Annotated in this window: 13 protein-coding genes and 1 pseudogene; 4 read left to right on the forward strand and 10 right to left on the reverse strand. The window is 71.1% G+C overall.

What is annotated here, in order from left to right; translation table 11 throughout:
- Nucleotides 1-7: 7 nt before the first annotated feature.
- The 4 genes from ACIP89_RS36260 to ACIP89_RS36275 form a co-directional block, all read right to left on the reverse strand.
- Complete coding sequence (locus tag ACIP89_RS36260; protein WP_401929384.1) at nucleotides 8-472, reverse strand: helix-turn-helix transcriptional regulator; 465 nt, start codon at nucleotides 470-472, stop codon at nucleotides 8-10.
- Between the two features lie 14 nt (nucleotides 473-486).
- Nucleotides 487-897, reverse strand: coding sequence for a VOC family protein (locus ACIP89_RS36265; protein WP_401929382.1), 411 nt, complete (start codon nucleotides 895-897; stop codon nucleotides 487-489).
- 26 nt (nucleotides 898-923) lie between these two features.
- On the reverse strand, nucleotides 924-1766 hold the full coding sequence (locus ACIP89_RS36270) for a class I SAM-dependent methyltransferase (RefSeq protein WP_401933557.1): 843 nt from the start codon (nucleotides 1764-1766) through the stop codon (nucleotides 924-926).
- Between the two features lie 154 nt (nucleotides 1767-1920).
- A complete protein-coding gene (locus tag ACIP89_RS36275) occupies nucleotides 1921-4149 on the reverse strand; it encodes an MMPL family transporter (protein ID WP_402118719.1) in 2229 nt (742 codons plus the stop codon).
- Between the two features lie 231 nt (nucleotides 4150-4380).
- Between ACIP89_RS36275 and ACIP89_RS36280 the strand changes: the two genes are divergently transcribed.
- The 4 genes from ACIP89_RS36280 (at nucleotide 4381) to acnA (ending at nucleotide 9873) form a co-directional block, all read left to right on the forward strand.
- Nucleotides 4381-5139, forward strand: coding sequence for a TetR/AcrR family transcriptional regulator (locus ACIP89_RS36280; RefSeq protein WP_402118721.1), 759 nt, complete (start codon nucleotides 4381-4383; stop codon nucleotides 5137-5139).
- A 105-nt stretch (nucleotides 5140-5244) separates the two neighbouring features.
- Nucleotides 5245-6429: an alpha/beta hydrolase family protein gene (locus ACIP89_RS36285; RefSeq protein ID WP_402118723.1), complete on the forward strand. Its 1185-nt coding sequence runs from the start codon at nucleotides 5245-5247 to the stop codon at nucleotides 6427-6429.
- 58 nt (nucleotides 6430-6487) lie between these two features.
- Nucleotides 6488-6928, forward strand: a complete 441-nt coding sequence (locus ACIP89_RS36290) for a glutaredoxin domain-containing protein (RefSeq protein WP_402118726.1) — start codon at nucleotides 6488-6490, stop codon at nucleotides 6926-6928.
- A 230-nt stretch (nucleotides 6929-7158) separates the two neighbouring features.
- A complete protein-coding gene (gene acnA, locus ACIP89_RS36295; RefSeq protein WP_401933548.1) occupies nucleotides 7159-9873 on the forward strand; it encodes an aconitate hydratase AcnA in 2715 nt (904 codons plus the stop codon).
- Nucleotides 9874-9961: 88 nt separating this feature from the next.
- Here acnA and ACIP89_RS36300 read toward each other — a convergent pair whose 3' ends face one another.
- The 6 genes and pseudogenes from ACIP89_RS36300 to ACIP89_RS36325 all read right to left on the reverse strand — a co-directional run.
- Nucleotides 9962-10882 carry an FG-GAP repeat domain-containing protein gene (locus tag ACIP89_RS36300; protein ID WP_401929369.1) on the reverse strand — a complete coding sequence of 307 codons (921 nt, stop codon included), beginning with the start codon at nucleotides 10880-10882 and terminating at the stop codon, nucleotides 9962-9964.
- Between the two features lie 141 nt (nucleotides 10883-11023).
- Nucleotides 11024-12403, reverse strand: coding sequence for a GH1 family beta-glucosidase (locus ACIP89_RS36305; protein WP_402118729.1), 1380 nt, complete (start codon nucleotides 12401-12403; stop codon nucleotides 11024-11026).
- A gap of 13 nt (nucleotides 12404-12416) precedes the next feature.
- Entirely contained in the window at nucleotides 12417-13271 is an 855-nt protein-coding gene (locus tag ACIP89_RS36310) for a carbohydrate ABC transporter permease (protein WP_401929365.1), read from the reverse strand.
- A gap of 5 nt (nucleotides 13272-13276) precedes the next feature.
- Entirely contained in the window at nucleotides 13277-14254 is a 978-nt protein-coding gene (locus ACIP89_RS36315) for a carbohydrate ABC transporter permease (protein WP_401933541.1), read from the reverse strand.
- Between the two features lie 12 nt (nucleotides 14255-14266).
- Nucleotides 14267-15529: an ABC transporter substrate-binding protein gene (locus ACIP89_RS36320; RefSeq protein ID WP_401929362.1), complete on the reverse strand. Its 1263-nt coding sequence runs from the start codon at nucleotides 15527-15529 to the stop codon at nucleotides 14267-14269.
- Between the two features lie 70 nt (nucleotides 15530-15599).
- Nucleotides 15600-15754: pseudogene (locus ACIP89_RS36325) on the reverse strand (xylose isomerase); the annotation flags it as partial.

Raw genomic sequence — 15754 nt, forward strand, 5'->3', positions numbered from 1 at the left:
CCGCCCGTCAGACCGGTTGTGGCTCCGGGGGCGGTGCTTCCCGGTTCCTGACCGGTCGTGCCACCTGCTTCGCCACGCGGGGCGGCACGGCCGCGGCAGTGCCCGCCGCCCGGAGCCGGTACGCGCCGGGCGGCACCCCGACCAGTTCGGTGAAGCGGGTGCTGAAGACGCCCGGCGACGAGCAGCCGACCGCGAAGCAGACCTCCGTGACGCCGGGGCCGTCGCGGAGCAGCATCGCCTTCGCGCGCTCGATACGACGCGCCATCAGGTACGCGTACGGCGATTCGCCGTACGCCAGCCGGAACCGGCGGCTGAGGTGGCCGGCGGGCATGTGCGCGTCGCGGGCGAGCGCCTCGACGTCCAGCGGCTGCGCGTACTCCCGGTCCAGCCGGTCGCGGACCCGGCGCAGGAGCGCCAGTTCGCGCAGCCACTGGTCCTGGGCGCGGGCCCGCGCCCACGAGGGATGGCACACGAGTGGACCCCCTCTCAGCGGAGTTCCTGGATGCGGACCATGTTGCCCGCGGGATCGCGGAAGGCGCAGTCGCGGATTCCGTACGGCTGCTCGGTCGGTTCCTGGACGACCTCGGGGGTGGCCGCCTGCACCTTCTCGAAGGTCGCGTCGAGGTCCCGGGTGGCCAGCAGGATCCACCCGTAGGTGCCCTTGGCCATCATCTCCGTGACGGTGCGGCGTTCGCTCTCGGTGACCCCGGGGTCGGCGGCCGGGGGTGCCAGGAGGATGGACGTGTCGGGCTGACCCGCCGGGCCGACCGTGATCCAGCGCATCCGTCCCTGGCCGACGTCGCCGCGGACCTCGAAGCCGAGGGCGTCGCGGTAGAAGGCCAGGGACGCGTCCGGGTCGTCGTGCGGAAGGACGCTCGTGTGAATGGTGATGTCCATGGCGGTCAGACTAGGCACGGCCCGCGTCAGGCGCTTCTCGAATCCTGATCCGGTCGAGAACCGTCCTGCGGACGGCGGCCCCAGGCCGAGATCATCGGGGCCGTCGCCAGGTCGAGCTCCCCGGTGGCGACGTTCGAGAGATGACGGTCGATGTCCGCGTCGGTCGCGATCCCCGCCGCCACCAGCCGGCCACGGATCTGCCGGACGGTCGCGGCCTCAAGGACGGTGCAGGCGGGCGAGGTGATCGGGAAGAAGGCGTCCGCCCGCACATCGAGCAGACCGGCCTCGCGCAGCCGCCGGGGCAGCGTCCGCCCGTACGCGAGATCGGCACCGCGCCCCGCCATGAGCTCGCGGAACCCGGACCGCAGTCGGTTGGCCAGCCGCTGCTCGGGGCCCGACTCGTCCGGGCACAGCAGCGGCTGGAGCCCCGGATCGGCGTCCTCCAGGAGCAGCACGCCACCGGGTCGCAGCGCCTGGACCATGCGGCGCAGGGCCTCGGCCCGGTCGACGACGTGCACCAGGACCAGCCGGGCGTGCACCAGGTCGAAGCCGCCCGGCGGCGGCGGGTCGGCCGCGACGTCGTGGCGCAGCACCTCGACGACATCGGAGGCGGCCGCCCTGGCCCAGGACACGTCGATATCGGTGCAGACCACCTGCCCGGTGGCGCCGACCCGCTCTGCGAGACCCGCGGGAACGGAGGGGCCGCCGGCCCCGACCTCCCAGCACCGCATGCCCTCGGTGATGCCGATCGTGTCGATGTGCCGGAACGTCACCGGGTCGAACAGCTCGGCCAGCGCGCCGAACCTGATGCCCGCCTCCGACTGCTGGTTGTCCAGCAGATACCCCTGGTCCTCGCCGTGTTCGGTCATGCCCGCCTCACTGTCGCCGTCTCCGTCCGCCGGAGTCGAAGTCCACCATGCCCGGTGCCTCCGGGCACCGCCCGTCCCGCCCCCGTCCGCGCGGGCGCCCGCCTCCCGGGGGCGGGGAGGCGGGCGCACTTCGCGGGAAGCGGGCAGCGCGCGGTCAGACCCGGGCCGGGTCCTTCGCGTACGGCGACTCCGGCGACCCGGCGGCGGGTTCCGGCGCGGGGCCGCCCTCGCTGAGGCCGAACCGTCCGTGGACCCTGCGCAGGAAGCCGGGCGCGTACCAGGCGGAGCGGCCGAGCAGCCGCATCGCGGCGGGCACCAGGACGCCGCGCACCGCGACGGCGTCGATGAGGATGGCCAGGCCGCTGCCCAGGCCGAACAGCTGCATGAAGCTGAGCTCGGCCGTGCCGAAGGCGAAGAAGCTCACCGCCAGCAGGCACGCCGCCGCGCTGACGATGCGTCCCGTGTGCCCGAGGCCGTTGGTCACGGCGCTCTCGTTGTCCTCGCCCAGGTCGTGGAGCTCCTTGATGCGGCTGGTGACGAAGACCTCGTAGTCCATGGAGAGGCCGAACGCGATGCAGAACATCAGCACGGTCATGGACACCTCCATCGGCTGCGCCGTGAAGCCGAGCAGGGAGGAGAGGTGCCCGTCCTGGAAGATCCAGGTCATGACGCCGAGCGTCGCGGCCAGGCTGATCACGTTGAGCAGCAGTGCGCGCAGCGGCTGGACGATGCTGCCGGTGAACAGGAAGAGCAGCAGGAACGTGGTGAGGACGACCAGGGCCACCGCGACCGGGAGGCGGTCCGCGATCGCGCCCTTCGCGTCGACCAGTACGGCGTCGGTGCCGCCCACCAGGGCGTGCGCTCCGGCGGGCGGGGTGAGCGCCCGTACCTCACCGACCAGGTCCTGGGAGGCGTCCGACTTCGGCGCCAGGGCGCTCACCACGTTGATCCGCTGTGCGTCGGGGCGGCCGAGCGCGGGGTTGCCGGCGGCTGTGGACCGTCCCTCGGCGTAGGTTCCGGTGCTGGTCTCGACCCGGGCGACGCCCTTGAGGGCGGACAGCTCGGCCGCGTACGACGCCAGCGAGGCCTTGCCCACCGAGGTGTCGATGACGATGTGGAGGGCCGCGTCGTCGTTGCCGTCGAACTTCTCCTGGAGGACCGCGGAGACCTGGCGGCTCTCGGCGCCGGAGGACAGCACGCGTTCGTCCGGTGTGCCGAAGGTGATGCCGAGGAGCGGGCCCGCCGCGACCAGCAGGACCGCGAGGACGGGCAGTGCGGTGAGCGCGGGCCGCCGCATGACGGTACCGGCCAGCCGCCCCCACACCGGTGCCCGGGTGCCGGCGCGGTCCGGCTTCGACCACGGCATCCGCCCGCTGTTGACCCGGTGGCCCAGCACGACGAACAGGGCCGGCATGACGAACAGGGTGCTGAACGCCGCGATGGCGACGACCCCGACCCCGGCGTAGCCGAACGAGCGCAGGAAGTACTGGGGGAACACCAGAAGCGCCGCGAGCGCGGCCGCCACGGTAGCGGCGGAGAACGCGACCGTTCGGCCCGCGGTACTCACCGTCCGCCGGACGGCGTCGTCCACGCTCGCCCCGCTCGCGAGCTGTTCCCGGAACCGGCTGATCATCAGCAGGGCGTAGTCGATGCCGAGGCCCAGCCCCAGCGCTGTGGTGAGGTTGACCGCGAAGACCGAGACATCGGTGACGCTGCCGAGGAGGAACAGCTCCGCGAACGTGCCCGCGATGGCGATGATGCCGATCACCAGCGGCAGCAGGGCGGCCACCGCGCTGCCGAAGACGATCAGGAGCAGAACCAGGGTCAGCGGTACGGCGATGCCCTCGGCCAGCAGCAGGTCCTTGCCCGACTGCGTGCCCATCTCGCTGGTCACGGCGGCGGCGCCGCCCGCCCGGACCGTGAGCGCGTCCTTGTAGGGCCCGGTGTAGGCGTCGATGACGCTCTTGGCGTTCTCGTCGCGCTCGGTGTCGTTCCCCTTCACATGGGCGAGCACCATGGCCTCGCGGCCGTCCCGGGAGCGCAGGGCGGCGCTGCCCGTGTCCCAGAACGAGACGACGTTCTCCACGTTCCTCTCCTTCTTGAGGCCGGCCAGCAGGGCCCGGCCGTCCCGCTGTGCGGCCGGGGCGTCGACCCGGCCCTCGGCGGCGCGGACCAGCAGGACCAGGTTCGTCTCCCCGCCGAACTTCTCGTCGATGACCTTCCCGGCCCTGGTGGACGCGGAGGCCGGGTCGTCGTAGCCGCCCCCGAGCAGCTTGCCGAACGCGCCGGAGCCCAGGACGCCCATCAGGGCAACGGCCACGACGGCGACGACGAGTATCAACCGGGGCCGGCGGATCGCCAGTTCGGCTATGCGTTCAAACACGCACGATCTCCTTAGGTGTCCATACGGGAGGTGTCCATACGGAGGGGTCTACATGGTCAGAACGGCCCGAAGCGGCCGGAGTCGGTCACGGGGGGTGCGGTCGGCGTGCTGCCCGGCCGAGCGCCACGAGTGACGTTAGTGAGGAGCAAGAAGATTTGGCAGTGTTAGATTTTCTTCACGGGCGGCAACTTCCCCTTGCCCGGCGCGCGGTGGCCGCCGTACGGTCGCCCCATGCCTGCCGACGAACACGTGACGGTCCCGCAGACCCTGCGCCAGCGCCGCCGGGCCGCCGCGACCCGGGAGATCCTGGAGGCCGCCGAGCACCACATCGCCGAGAGCGGCCCCGCCGCGCTGTCCCTGCGCGCGGTCGCCCGTGGACTGGGGATGACCGTGCAGGCGCTGTACCACTACTTCCCGAGCCGCGAGGCCCTCGTCACGGAGCTCATCGCCAAGGCGTACGGGGACCTGGCCGATGCCGTGCAGGCCGCCGTCGACACCGCCCCGGAGGACCCCGGTCTGCCGCGCCTGGTCATCGCGGCCGAGGGCTACCGCCAGTGGGCCGTCGCCCATCCCGAACGCTTCCAGCTCCTCTACGGGACGCCGCTGCGGGACTACGCGGCGCCCGTCGAGGGCCCGACCACGCAGGCGATGCGCCGGATGAGCTCGATCTTCGAGCGCGAGATGTTCGACGGGTTCACCGTGGCGCAGCTCGCCGCCGCCGAGACCCCCGCGCTCTCGCCCGAGCTGCGGGCGTATCTGGAGCAGCTGCCGCACTACGGTCCGGGACGCCTGCCGCCTCCCGCGACGGCCCTGCTGCTGAGCGCGTGGGGGCACCTCAACGGACTGGTCATCCTGGAGGTGTTCGGTCATGCCGCGTTCCTGGGCGGCCACCAGGCCGAGATCTTCCGCATCGCGATGCGGAACCTGCTGGACGACGTCCACCGGCAGATCCCGACGGGTGCGGGTGCGGGTGCGGGCGTGAGCGCCTGAGCGCGGCGTGGTACCAGGGTCCGACAGGGGTCCGACGGTGGTGGTACACCCAAGTCGCCCCGTAGCAGCATGTGTTGGCGGTCCCCGCTGCCTAGCGTTGGGCGCATGACCACTACCGGACATCACCGCGCCGGCGTCGCCGCGCTGCTCGTCCTCGCCCTCTCCGCCCCGCTCCTGGGCGCCGCGCCGGCCTCCGCCGCCCCCACTCCCGGGCCCCCGTCCAGGGTCGCCCCCGCGAACGCGCTGGCACTGCCTGATCCCACCGGCCCGTACGCGGTGGGCCGGCGCACCCTGCACCTGGTCGACCACCACCGCACGGACCCATGGGTACCGTCGGCCGGCGCCCGGGAACTGATGGTGTCGGTGACGTACCCGTCCCGCCCGGCGAGCGGCTCCCCGGCGCCGTACATGACGACGGAGGAGGCGCGGCTCCTCGTGGAGGCGCGGGGGCTCGACGGCGTGGTGCCCCCGGAGACGGTCGCCCGGACGGACACCCACGAGCGGGAGGGGGCCTCCCCGGCGCGGGGGCGCTTCCCCCTGGTCCTGCTCTCCCCGGGATTCTCGATGCCGCGCGCCACCCTGACCTCGATCGCCGAGGACCTGACAAGCCGCGGCTATGTCGTCGCCTCCGTGGACCACGCCTACGAGTCCGTCGGTACCGCGTTCCCCGGCGGCCGCGTGCTGACCTGTGCGGCGTGCGAGCGGGTCGAGACGGACGAGGAGTGGGCCGAGGCCGTGCGCGGGCGGGCCGAGGACCTGTCCTTCGTGATCGACGAGCTGACGCACGGCCGGGGGGCGGGGGCGCTGTCCGGAGCGATCGACGCCGGCAGGATCGGTGCGGCCGGGCATTCGATCGGGGGCGCGGCCGCCGCGGCGACCATGGCCCGCGACCGTCGCGTCCGGGCGGGGGCCGACCTGGACGGTGACTTCTTCGTGAGCCCCGCCGCGACGGGGCTCGGGGGGCGCCCCTTCCTGATGCTCGGCGCCGAGGACTCGCACAGCCCCGAGGGCACGACTTCCGACTGGCCCGACGCGTGGGCGCACCTACAGGGGTGGAAGCGCTGGCTGACCGTGGCGGGCGCCGGGCACTTCTCCTTCACGGACCTGCCGTACCTGGCCGATCAGCTCGGCCTGCCGGACGCCGCCGTACCGCTGGCCGCGGAACAGGGGTGGCACATCACCCGGGACTACGTCGCGGCCTTCTTCGACCGTCACCTGCGGGGCATTCCGCAACCACTCCTCGACGGCCCCGCGGCCAGGTATCCCGAGGTGGTGTTCCGGCGGCCCTGACCAGAACGAAAGACCCTGGCTCGACGGGCTGTTCGGTTCGTCGATAGCCTGCTCCACCATGACGCGCGCCTGGATCCTGCCGATGCTCTATCTGCTCTGCGGCTCGGCCGTCGCGGCGGGGTCGGTCCTGGAGGGGAGCATCGGCACGGCGGCGGCGCTCCTGCTGGTGTTCCTGGCGCTCGCCGGACTGCACTCGCCGCTGGTCTTCCCGAGGCCGACCGGTGCCCGGGAGGCGCAGCGCCGCAGTGCGGCCGACGGGCGCCCGGTCGTGTTCTGGCGGCCGGGCTGCGCGTACTGCATGCGGCTGCGCCTCCGGCTGGGCCGCGGCGCCCGCGGGTTGTACTGGGTCGACATCTGGCGCGACCCGGAGGGTGCCGCGGCGGTGAGGGCGGTCAACGGCGGCAACGAGACCGTGCCGACCGTCTTCGTCGCGGGCCTGCCCCACACCAACCCCGATCCCGCATGGGTACGGGAACAGCTCGCCTCCCGTCGGGGATGAGGCACGCGTGACAGGCGAGCCCCGACATGACCGTTCCCCGGCGATGTACTAGAGTTATCTCGACATCGAGATATATGCCGAAGGCGCACAGCGGGCCGCAGCACGGTAAGGGTTGCCTAACTAAGCCTTACCTTAGCGGATCGTCGGGGTGGCTGTAGGCAGCACCACGCGGCGCCCGCCGAAGTGAGGCGCGGCGCGGAGTTACGCGCACATTGATGAAGGAGACTGTCGTGTCGGCGAACAGCTTCGACGCCCGCAGCACGCTGCGCGTGGGCGACGAGTCGTACGAGATCTTCAAGCTGGACAAGGTCGAGGGCTCCGCGCGCCTCCCTTACAGCCTGAAGGTGCTGCTGGAGAACCTGCTCCGCACGGAGGACGGCGCGAACATCACCGCCGACCACATCCGGGCGCTCGGTGGCTGGGACTCCCAGGCTCAGCCCAGCCAGGAGATCCAGTTCACGCCGGCCCGCGTGATCATGCAGGACTTCACCGGTGTGCCGTGTGTCGTGGACCTCGCCACCATGCGTGAGGCCGTCAAGGAGCTCGGCGGTGACGCGACGAAGATCAACCCGCTCGCCCCGGCCGAGCTGGTCATCGACCACTCCGTGATCGCCGACAAGTTCGGCACCAACGACGCGTTCGCGCAGAACGTCGAGCTGGAGTACGGCCGCAACAAGGAGCGCTACCAGTTCCTGCGCTGGGGCCAGACCGCCTTCGACGAGTTCAAGGTCGTCCCCCCGGGCACCGGCATCGTCCACCAGGTCAACATCGAGCACCTGGCCCGCACGGTCATGGTCCGGGGTGGCCAGGCGTACCCCGACACCCTCGTCGGCACCGACTCGCACACCACCATGGTCAACGGACTGGGCGTGCTGGGCTGGGGCGTCGGCGGCATCGAGGCCGAGGCCGCGATGCTCGGCCAGCCGGTCTCCATGCTCATCCCGCGCGTCGTCGGCTTCAAGCTGACCGGCGAGCTGCCGGCCGGCACCACCGCCACCGACCTCGTGCTGACCATCACCGAGATGCTCCGCAAGCACGGCGTCGTCGGCAAGTTCGTCGAGTTCTACGGTGAGGGCGTCGCCGCCACCTCGCTCGCCAACCGCGCCACCATCGGCAACATGTCGCCGGAGTTCGGCTCCACCGCCGCGATCTTCCCGATCGACGACGAGACGCTGAAGTACCTGCGCCTGACCGGCCGCGACGCGCAGCAGGTCGCGCTCGTCGAGGCGTACGCCAAGGAGCAGGGCCTCTGGCTCGACCCGGCCGCAGAGCCGGACTTCTCCGAGAAGCTGGAGCTCGACCTCTCCACGGTCGTCCCCTCCATCGCCGGCCCGAAGCGCCCGCAGGACCGCATCGTCCTCGCGAACGCCAAGGCGCAGTTCGCCCAGGACGTGCGCAACTACGTGACGGACGACGAGGAGGCGGGCAAGGAGTCCTTCCCGGCCTCCGACTCCCCGGCCGCCGCCAACGGCGTCCCGTCGAACCCGGTCACCGTGACCGCCCCCGACGGCACCACGTACGAGCTGGACCACGGCGCCGTCACCGTCGCCGCGATCACCTCCTGCACCAACACCTCGAACCCGTACGTGATGGTCGCCGCGGCGCTCGTCGCGAAGAAGGCCGTCGAGAAGGGACTGACCCGCAAGCCGTGGGTCAAGACCACCCTCGCCCCGGGCTCGAAGGTCGTCACCGACTACTTCGACAAGGCGGGCCTGACCCCGTACCTCGACAAGGTCGGCTTCAACCTCGTCGGCTACGGCTGCACCACCTGCATCGGCAACTCCGGCCCGTTGCCGGAAGAGGTCTCCAAGGCGGTCAACGAGCACGACCTGGCCGTGACCTCGGTGCTCTCCGGCAACCGCAACTTCGAGGGCCGGATCAACCCCGACGTCAAGATGAACTACCTGGCGTCCCCGCCGCTGGTCGTCGCGTACGCCATCGCCGGTTCGATGAAGGTCGACATCACCAAGGACGCCCTGGGCACCGACCAGGACGGCAAGCCGGTCTTCCTCGCCGACATCTGGCCGACCGAGGCCGAGGTCAACGACGTCGTCGCCAACTCCATCGGCGAGGACATGTTCAACAAGTCCTACCAGGACGTCTTCGCGGGCGACGCCCAGTGGCAGGCCCTGTCGATCCCCACCGGCAACACCTTCGAGTGGGACTCCGAGTCCACCTACGTGCGCAAGCCCCCGTACTTCGAGGGCATGACGATGGAGACCACCCCGGTCTCCGACATCACGGGCGCCCGCGTCCTCGCCAAGCTGGGCGACTCGGTCACCACCGACCACATCTCCCCGGCCGGTGCGATCAAGGCCGACACCCCGGCCGGCAAGTACCTCACGGAGCACGGCATCGAGCGCCGTGACTTCAACTCCTACGGCTCGCGCCGTGGCAACCACGAGGTCATGATCCGCGGCACGTTCGCCAACATCCGCCTGCGCAACCAGATCGCGCCGGGCACCGAGGGCGGCTTCACCCGCGACTTCACCCAGAGCGGCGCGCCGGTCTCGTTCATCTACGACGCCTCGCAGAACTACCAGGCCGCCGGCACCCCGCTGGTCATCCTGGCGGGCAAGGAGTACGGCTCCGGCTCGTCCCGCGACTGGGCGGCCAAGGGCACCGCGCTCCTCGGCGTCAAGGCCGTCATCGCCGAGTCCTACGAGCGCATCCACCGCTCGAACCTCATCGGCATGGGCGTCCTCCCGCTCCAGTTCCCCGAGGGCGCGACCGCCGAGTCCCTCGGCCTCACCGGCGAGGAGTCCTTCTCCTTCACCGGCGTGACCGAGCTGAACGACGGCACCACCCCGCGCACCGTCAAGGTCACCACCGACACCGGTGTGGAGTTCGACGGCGTCGTCCGCATCGACACCCCCGGTGAGGCGGACTACTACCGCAACGGCGGCATCCTGCAGTACGTGCTGCGCAGCCTGATCCGCAAGTAGGACCGGCAGGCGGTACGAAGGGAGGGCCGCATCCCCGCGACGGGGATGCGGCCCTCCCGCATGTCCGGCCCGCTGACCCCTCGTCGGATCAGAAGAGGAACGTGTAGCCGTTCCAGCCGCCCGTGCCGACCTTCACCTTGGCCCGGTACGGGGAGGCGGCCTCGCCGGTGCCCTCGTACAGGTACAGCTCACCCTTGGCGTTGCGGGCGAGGAGGTCGGTGCGGCCGTCCCCGCTGATGTCACCGGTGGAGACCAGCCGGTTGTACTGGTTCCAGCCGGTGCCGATCCTGGTGCGACCGGCGAACGGCGCCTTCTGGCTGCCGGTGCCCTTGTACAGCCACAGCACACCGGACTTGTCACGCGCGACGACGTCGTTCCTGCCGTCGCCGGTCAGATCGCCGTTGCCGGCGATCTCGCTGTAGATGTTCCAGCCGGAACCGGCCTTGATGCGCTTGGTGACCTTGCCGTTGCCGTAGCCGAGGTAGAGGTACAGGTCGCCCTTGGCGTCGCGGGCGAGCAGATCGCCCGCGGCGGCGCCGCCGATGTTGCCCGGCGAGACCAGCTTGTTGTAGATGTTCCAGCCGGAGCCGACCTTGACCGGCTTCTCGCCCTCGAACTTCAGGTAGCCGACGTTCCCGTTGGTCTCACGGAACCAGAGGCCGTCGCTGTAGCCGTCGGCCTTGTGGTCGTTGTCGGCCTGCAGTATGGCGCTGACACCGGTCCAGCCCGATCCCTTGTCCGCGCGGGCGGTGAGCCCGCCCTTCCCGTTTCCGGTGTAGGCGTACAGGGTGCCCGCGGAGTTGGCGCCGTACAGGGCGAACCTGGGGGTGACGGCGGCTGCCGGCGCGACGGCGGCGGGTGCCTGGGCGGGCTCGGCGGCGGCGGCCGACGGCAGCGGGGAGTCGGCGGCCACGGCGGAGGTGCCGGTGGCGACGAGGCCGGCGGTGAGCGCCGCGGCTGCCGCGCGAGCGGCTGTACGTCGGTGGATACGGCCAGCGGTTTCGGCCACGAAGTGCTCCATGGATCGTGATCGGTCACGGCCCGCCGCGCGGTGGCGGCGGGCCGCGGATTCAGCCGAATCGTGTCATGACTTCGGTTCCGAAACCGGCGTTTTTCATGAGAAGGCCGGGCGGCGGGTGTTCCGGGCGGGCTACCTCCGGTGGGCCGCGATCAGCTGCTGGTACCAGCGGTAGCTGTCCTTCGGCGTGCGCTCCTGGGTGTCGTAGTCGACCCGGATGATCCCGAACCGCTTCGCGTACCCGAGCGCCCACTCGAAGTTGTCCAGCAGTGACCAGACGTAGTAGCCCCGGACCTCCACGCCCGCGTCCATCGCCGCCCGCAGCGCCGTCAGATGGGTCCGCAGGTACTCGACCCGGTCCGCGTCGCGCACCGAGCCGTCCGCGTCCACCGTGTCGGACTCCGCCGAGCCGTTCTCCGTGATGTGCACCGGCGGCAGCGCGTCCCCGTAGGTCTCCTTCAGCGCGGTCAGCAGATCGGTGAAGGACTGCGGCACGACCGGCCAGCCCATCGCCGTCCGGCGGACGTCCGGGTACCGGCCCTCGCTGTACCGGTTGTCGGTGGCGACCCGCAGCGCCGGGTCAGCCTCGCGGTGCGGGGCGGCCGCCACCACGATGGGGCGGTAGTAGTTGATGCCCAGGAAGTCCATCGGCTGGGAGATCAGCTCCAGGTCGCCGTCCCGGCGGAAGTCCTGGCCGGTGATCAGCTCGCCCCAGGTCTCCTCCTCTGTGGCGGGGTAGCGGCCCGCGAGGATCGGCTCGGTCCACACCAGGTTGTGCTGGGTGTCCGCGCGGACGACGGCGGCCAGGTCGGCGTCGGAGCCGGTGGCCGGGACGTTGCGGTCGAGGTTGAGCGTGATGCCCGCCTCGCGGACCCCGGCCGCCCGCAGCTCCTTCATCGCCAGGCCGTGGCCGACCAGCAGGTGGTGCGCTGCGGCCAGCGCACCGCGCCCCTCCTTCGCGCCGGGCGCGTGCCGGCCCACCGAGTAGCCGAGGAAGGCGCTGCACCAGGGCTCGTTGAGCGTGATCCAGCGCGGCACCCGGTCGCCCAGGTGTTCCGCCATGATCCCGGCGTACTCCCCGAACCGCTCCGCGGTCTCGCGCACCCGCCAGCCGCCCCGGTCCTCCAGCGCCTGGGGCAGGTCCCAGTGGTAGAGGGTGGCGGCCGGTTCGACGCCGGCTTCGAGGAGCGAGTCGACGAGCCGGGAGTAGAAGTCCAGCCCCTTGGGGTTGACCGCGCCGCCGCCGTCCGGCTGGACGCGCGACCAGGCGATGGAGAACCGGTAGGAGTCCACGCCCAGTTCGCGCAGCAGCGCCACGTCCTCCGGGTAGCGGTGGTAGTGGTCGCAGGCGACGTCACCGGTGTCACCGCCGTCGGTCTTCCCGGGCGTGTGGCTGTAGGTGTCCCAGATGGACGGACCTCGGCCGTCCTCCCGCGCGGCGCCCTCGATCTGGTACGAGGCCGTGGCCGCGCCGAAGACGAAGCCGGGCGGGAACACGGGGAACTCACTCATGGGTACGCAGTCCTTACTTGACCGAGCCGCCGGTGATCCCGGCGGCGATGTACTTCTGGGACAGGACGAGCAGGACCGCCGCCGGGATCGCCGACAGGACGGACGCCGCCATGACGGAGCCCCAGTCACCGACATGGGCACCGATGTACTGGTAGATGCCCAGCGTGATCGGCTTGACGTCGTCCGTGGTGTTCAGCGTCAGCGCGAACATGAAGTCGCTCCACGCGTACAGGAACGAGAACAGCCCGGCGGTGATCAGGGAGTTGCGGCTCATCGGCAGCACGACCCGCACGAAGGTGCGGATTCGTCCGGCGCCGTCCACCTCGGCCGCCTCGATGACCTCGCGCGGGATGGCCACCATGAACGAACGCATCAGGACGATGGCGAACGGGATGCCGAGCGAGGCGTCGGCCAGCATCAGCCCGGCGTAGGAGTTGACCAGGCCCAGGTCCACGTACGCGCTGTACAGGGCGTTGGCGATGACGATGCCCGGCACCATCTGGGTGATCAGGGTGGAGAAGACGATCGTCCTGGTGCCGCGCAGCCTGAACTGGGCGAGCCCGTAGGCGGCGGGCGCGGAGACGGCCAGGCAGATGACCACCGCGCCGAGCGCGACGGCCAGCGAGGTCAGCAGATTGCGGCCCTGGTCCGTGACGGCGGAGCGGAAGCCCGACAGGTCCAGGCCGTGCGGGACGGGGCTGACCTCCAGCAGCCCGGACTCGGGCTGGAGCGCGGTGTTCACCATCCAGTACAGCGGGAACAACATCACGCACAGCACCACGACGCCGAAGACCGTGGCGCCCCAGCGCCGCTTCGGCCGGCCGGCGGGACGCGTGGGGGCGGCGGGGGTACGCACAGTGCTCGCCATGCCGGTCACTTCCCCTCGTTGCGGTTGGCCCGCAGGTAGAACACCGCGAAGACGGCGGAGATCAGGATCAGGATGTTGCCGACCACGGCGCCCGCGCCGAAGTCCAGCTGGACGAAGGAGTTCTGGTACGTGAGGGTGCCGAGCGTCTGCGTGGAGTCGGCGGGGCCGCCGTCGGTGAGCGCCAGGATCAGGTCGAGGACCTTCACCGTCGACATGAAGCCGAGCACCAGCACCACGGTGATGACGGGCCGCAGCATCGGCAGCGTGATCGAGCGGAAGGTCCGCCAGGCGGAGGCGCCGTCGAGCGAGGCGGCCTCGTACAGCTCCTTGGGTACCTCCTGGAGGCCGCCGTAGAGGATCACCATGTTGAACGGGATGCCGATCCAGATGTTCACCAGGACCACCGAGAGCAGCGCCATCCCCGGGCTGGTCAGCCACGGGGTGTCGCCGCCCAGCCCGACCGTGCCCAGGAACGAGTTGAGGACGCCGGTGTCCTGGTCGAGGATGCGCCGCCAGACGACACCGGAGACGACCATCGGGACCAGCCACGGCAGCAGGATCAGCGACCGCAGGATGCCGTTGAGCGGGAAGCGGCGGCTGAAGAACACCGCGAGGCCCAGACCGATGCAGAACTGCCCGGTCAGCGAGCCGATGGTGAACAGGATGGTGTGCCACAGGGCCTTGCCGAAGAGCTCGTCGTTGAAGACGTTGCTCCAGTTGTCCGTTCCGTTGAACGGCGACCTGCCCGTGAAGAACGTGGACGGCGAGTAGTCCTGGAAGCTCATCACGACGTTGCGGACGAGCGGGTAGCCGAAGAAGAGCGCCATGAAGATCACGGCGGGGGCGATGAAGCCCCACTGGGCCAGCCGCCTGCGGAGGCGGGTGCGCGCGGGGTTCGGCGGCTTCGCGGCCTTCGTCGCCTTCGTGGTCTTCGCGGCGGGGAGCGCCGGGCCGGCGGCCGAGGAGGCGGTGGTGGTGGACATGGGTCACGTACCTCAGTTCCCGCTCGTGGCGCGCTGCTGGGCCCGCTTGAGCGCGGTCTCGCTGGACTCGCCGGTAAGGGCGGACTGGAAGGCGCTCTGGAGCGCGAGGGAGACGGACGACCAGCCGGCGCCGAGCTTCGCGGTGCGCGAGCGGGCGGTGGCGACCTGGCCGGAGAGGGCGGCCAGCTCCGGGACCTTCTCGCGCCACACGGCGGCGGCCTTCTCGTTGGCCGGGACCATCCAGCTGTTGAGCGCGTAGGTGATCTGCTCCTGTTCGCCCGACATGCAGCCGATGATCTTCGCCGCCATCTTCTCCCGGGCGCTGTCGCCGGTGTTGGGCACGGTCAGGATTCCGCCGCCCAGCGGACCGACCGAGTCGTCCCCGGCCTTCGGGACCGGGATCCGTGCCATGCCCCAGTGCAGCGCCTTCTTGGTGTTGAGGGTCTCCACCTGCCACGGGCCGTTGATCATCATGGCGGCGTTGCCGGCCATGAACTGGTCGTTCACGTCGGCCTGGGTCCAGTTGACCGTCGACTTGGACAGCGAGCGGTCCTTGAGCAGGCTCTTCCAGTAGTCCAGCGCACCCGCCACCTGCGGGCTGTCGAGCTCCGTCTCGTCGCCGCCGTTGGACCACATGAACGGGGTGAACTGGAAGACCCCGTCCTCCGCGCCGCCCGCGCTGAGCGCCAGCCCGTACCGCTTGCCCGTGGTGAGCTTCTTCGCGGCCGACCGCATCTCGGCCCAGGTGGTGGGCACCTTCAGACCGGCCCGGTCGAGGGTGTCCTTGTTGTAGAACAGCGCCAGGGTGTTCACGGTGCGCGCCGCGCCGTAGTAGGTCCCCTCGTACGAGCCGAAGTCGACGATCCCCCGGGGGATGTCGGTGGTGGTCAGCCCGAGGTCCTTCAGCGGGATCAGGCCGCCGGCCTCGGCGAACGTCGGCATCTCGGAGGCGTCCAGCTGGAGGACGTCGGGCAGCGACTTCGAGGACGCCATCCGCAGGGCCTTCGTCATCACCTGGGCGGCCGGGACGCTCTGCTGCTCGACGGTCACCCCGAGCTGCTTGCCGCACCGGGCCAGCGTCTGGGCGTCCCAGCGGTGGTAGGACTCGTCGGTCGACGAGTTCATGACGGTGTACACGTCCGGGTCGCGCTGCTGCCCGCAGCCGGACAGGACCGCGCCGCCGACCAGCGCGGAGACGACGGTGAGCGGAACGATGACCCGCCGGTGGTGACGACGGCGCCGTTGGCGCAGGCCGTCCGGGGAAGGTGCTGTCACGAGGGTGCCCTTGGGTGGGAGGGGTGCGAAGGGGGTGTCCGGCCGGGGTGGCCGGACACCCCGGGGGACGTCAGCGGACGCCGAGCAGGTGGTCCATGGCGAGCTGGTCCAAGGCCTCGAACGCCATCGAGCGCTCGGCCGCGGCCGTCACGTCGAAGTCCTCGTACGCGGAGCGGTCGGCCAGCAGCCCGGCCACGCCGTCGGCGGCGGTGGGCAGCGCCAGCT

Source organism: Streptomyces sp. NPDC088730, assembly GCF_044751215.1.
GTDB lineage: Bacteria > Actinomycetota > Actinomycetes > Streptomycetales > Streptomycetaceae > Streptomyces.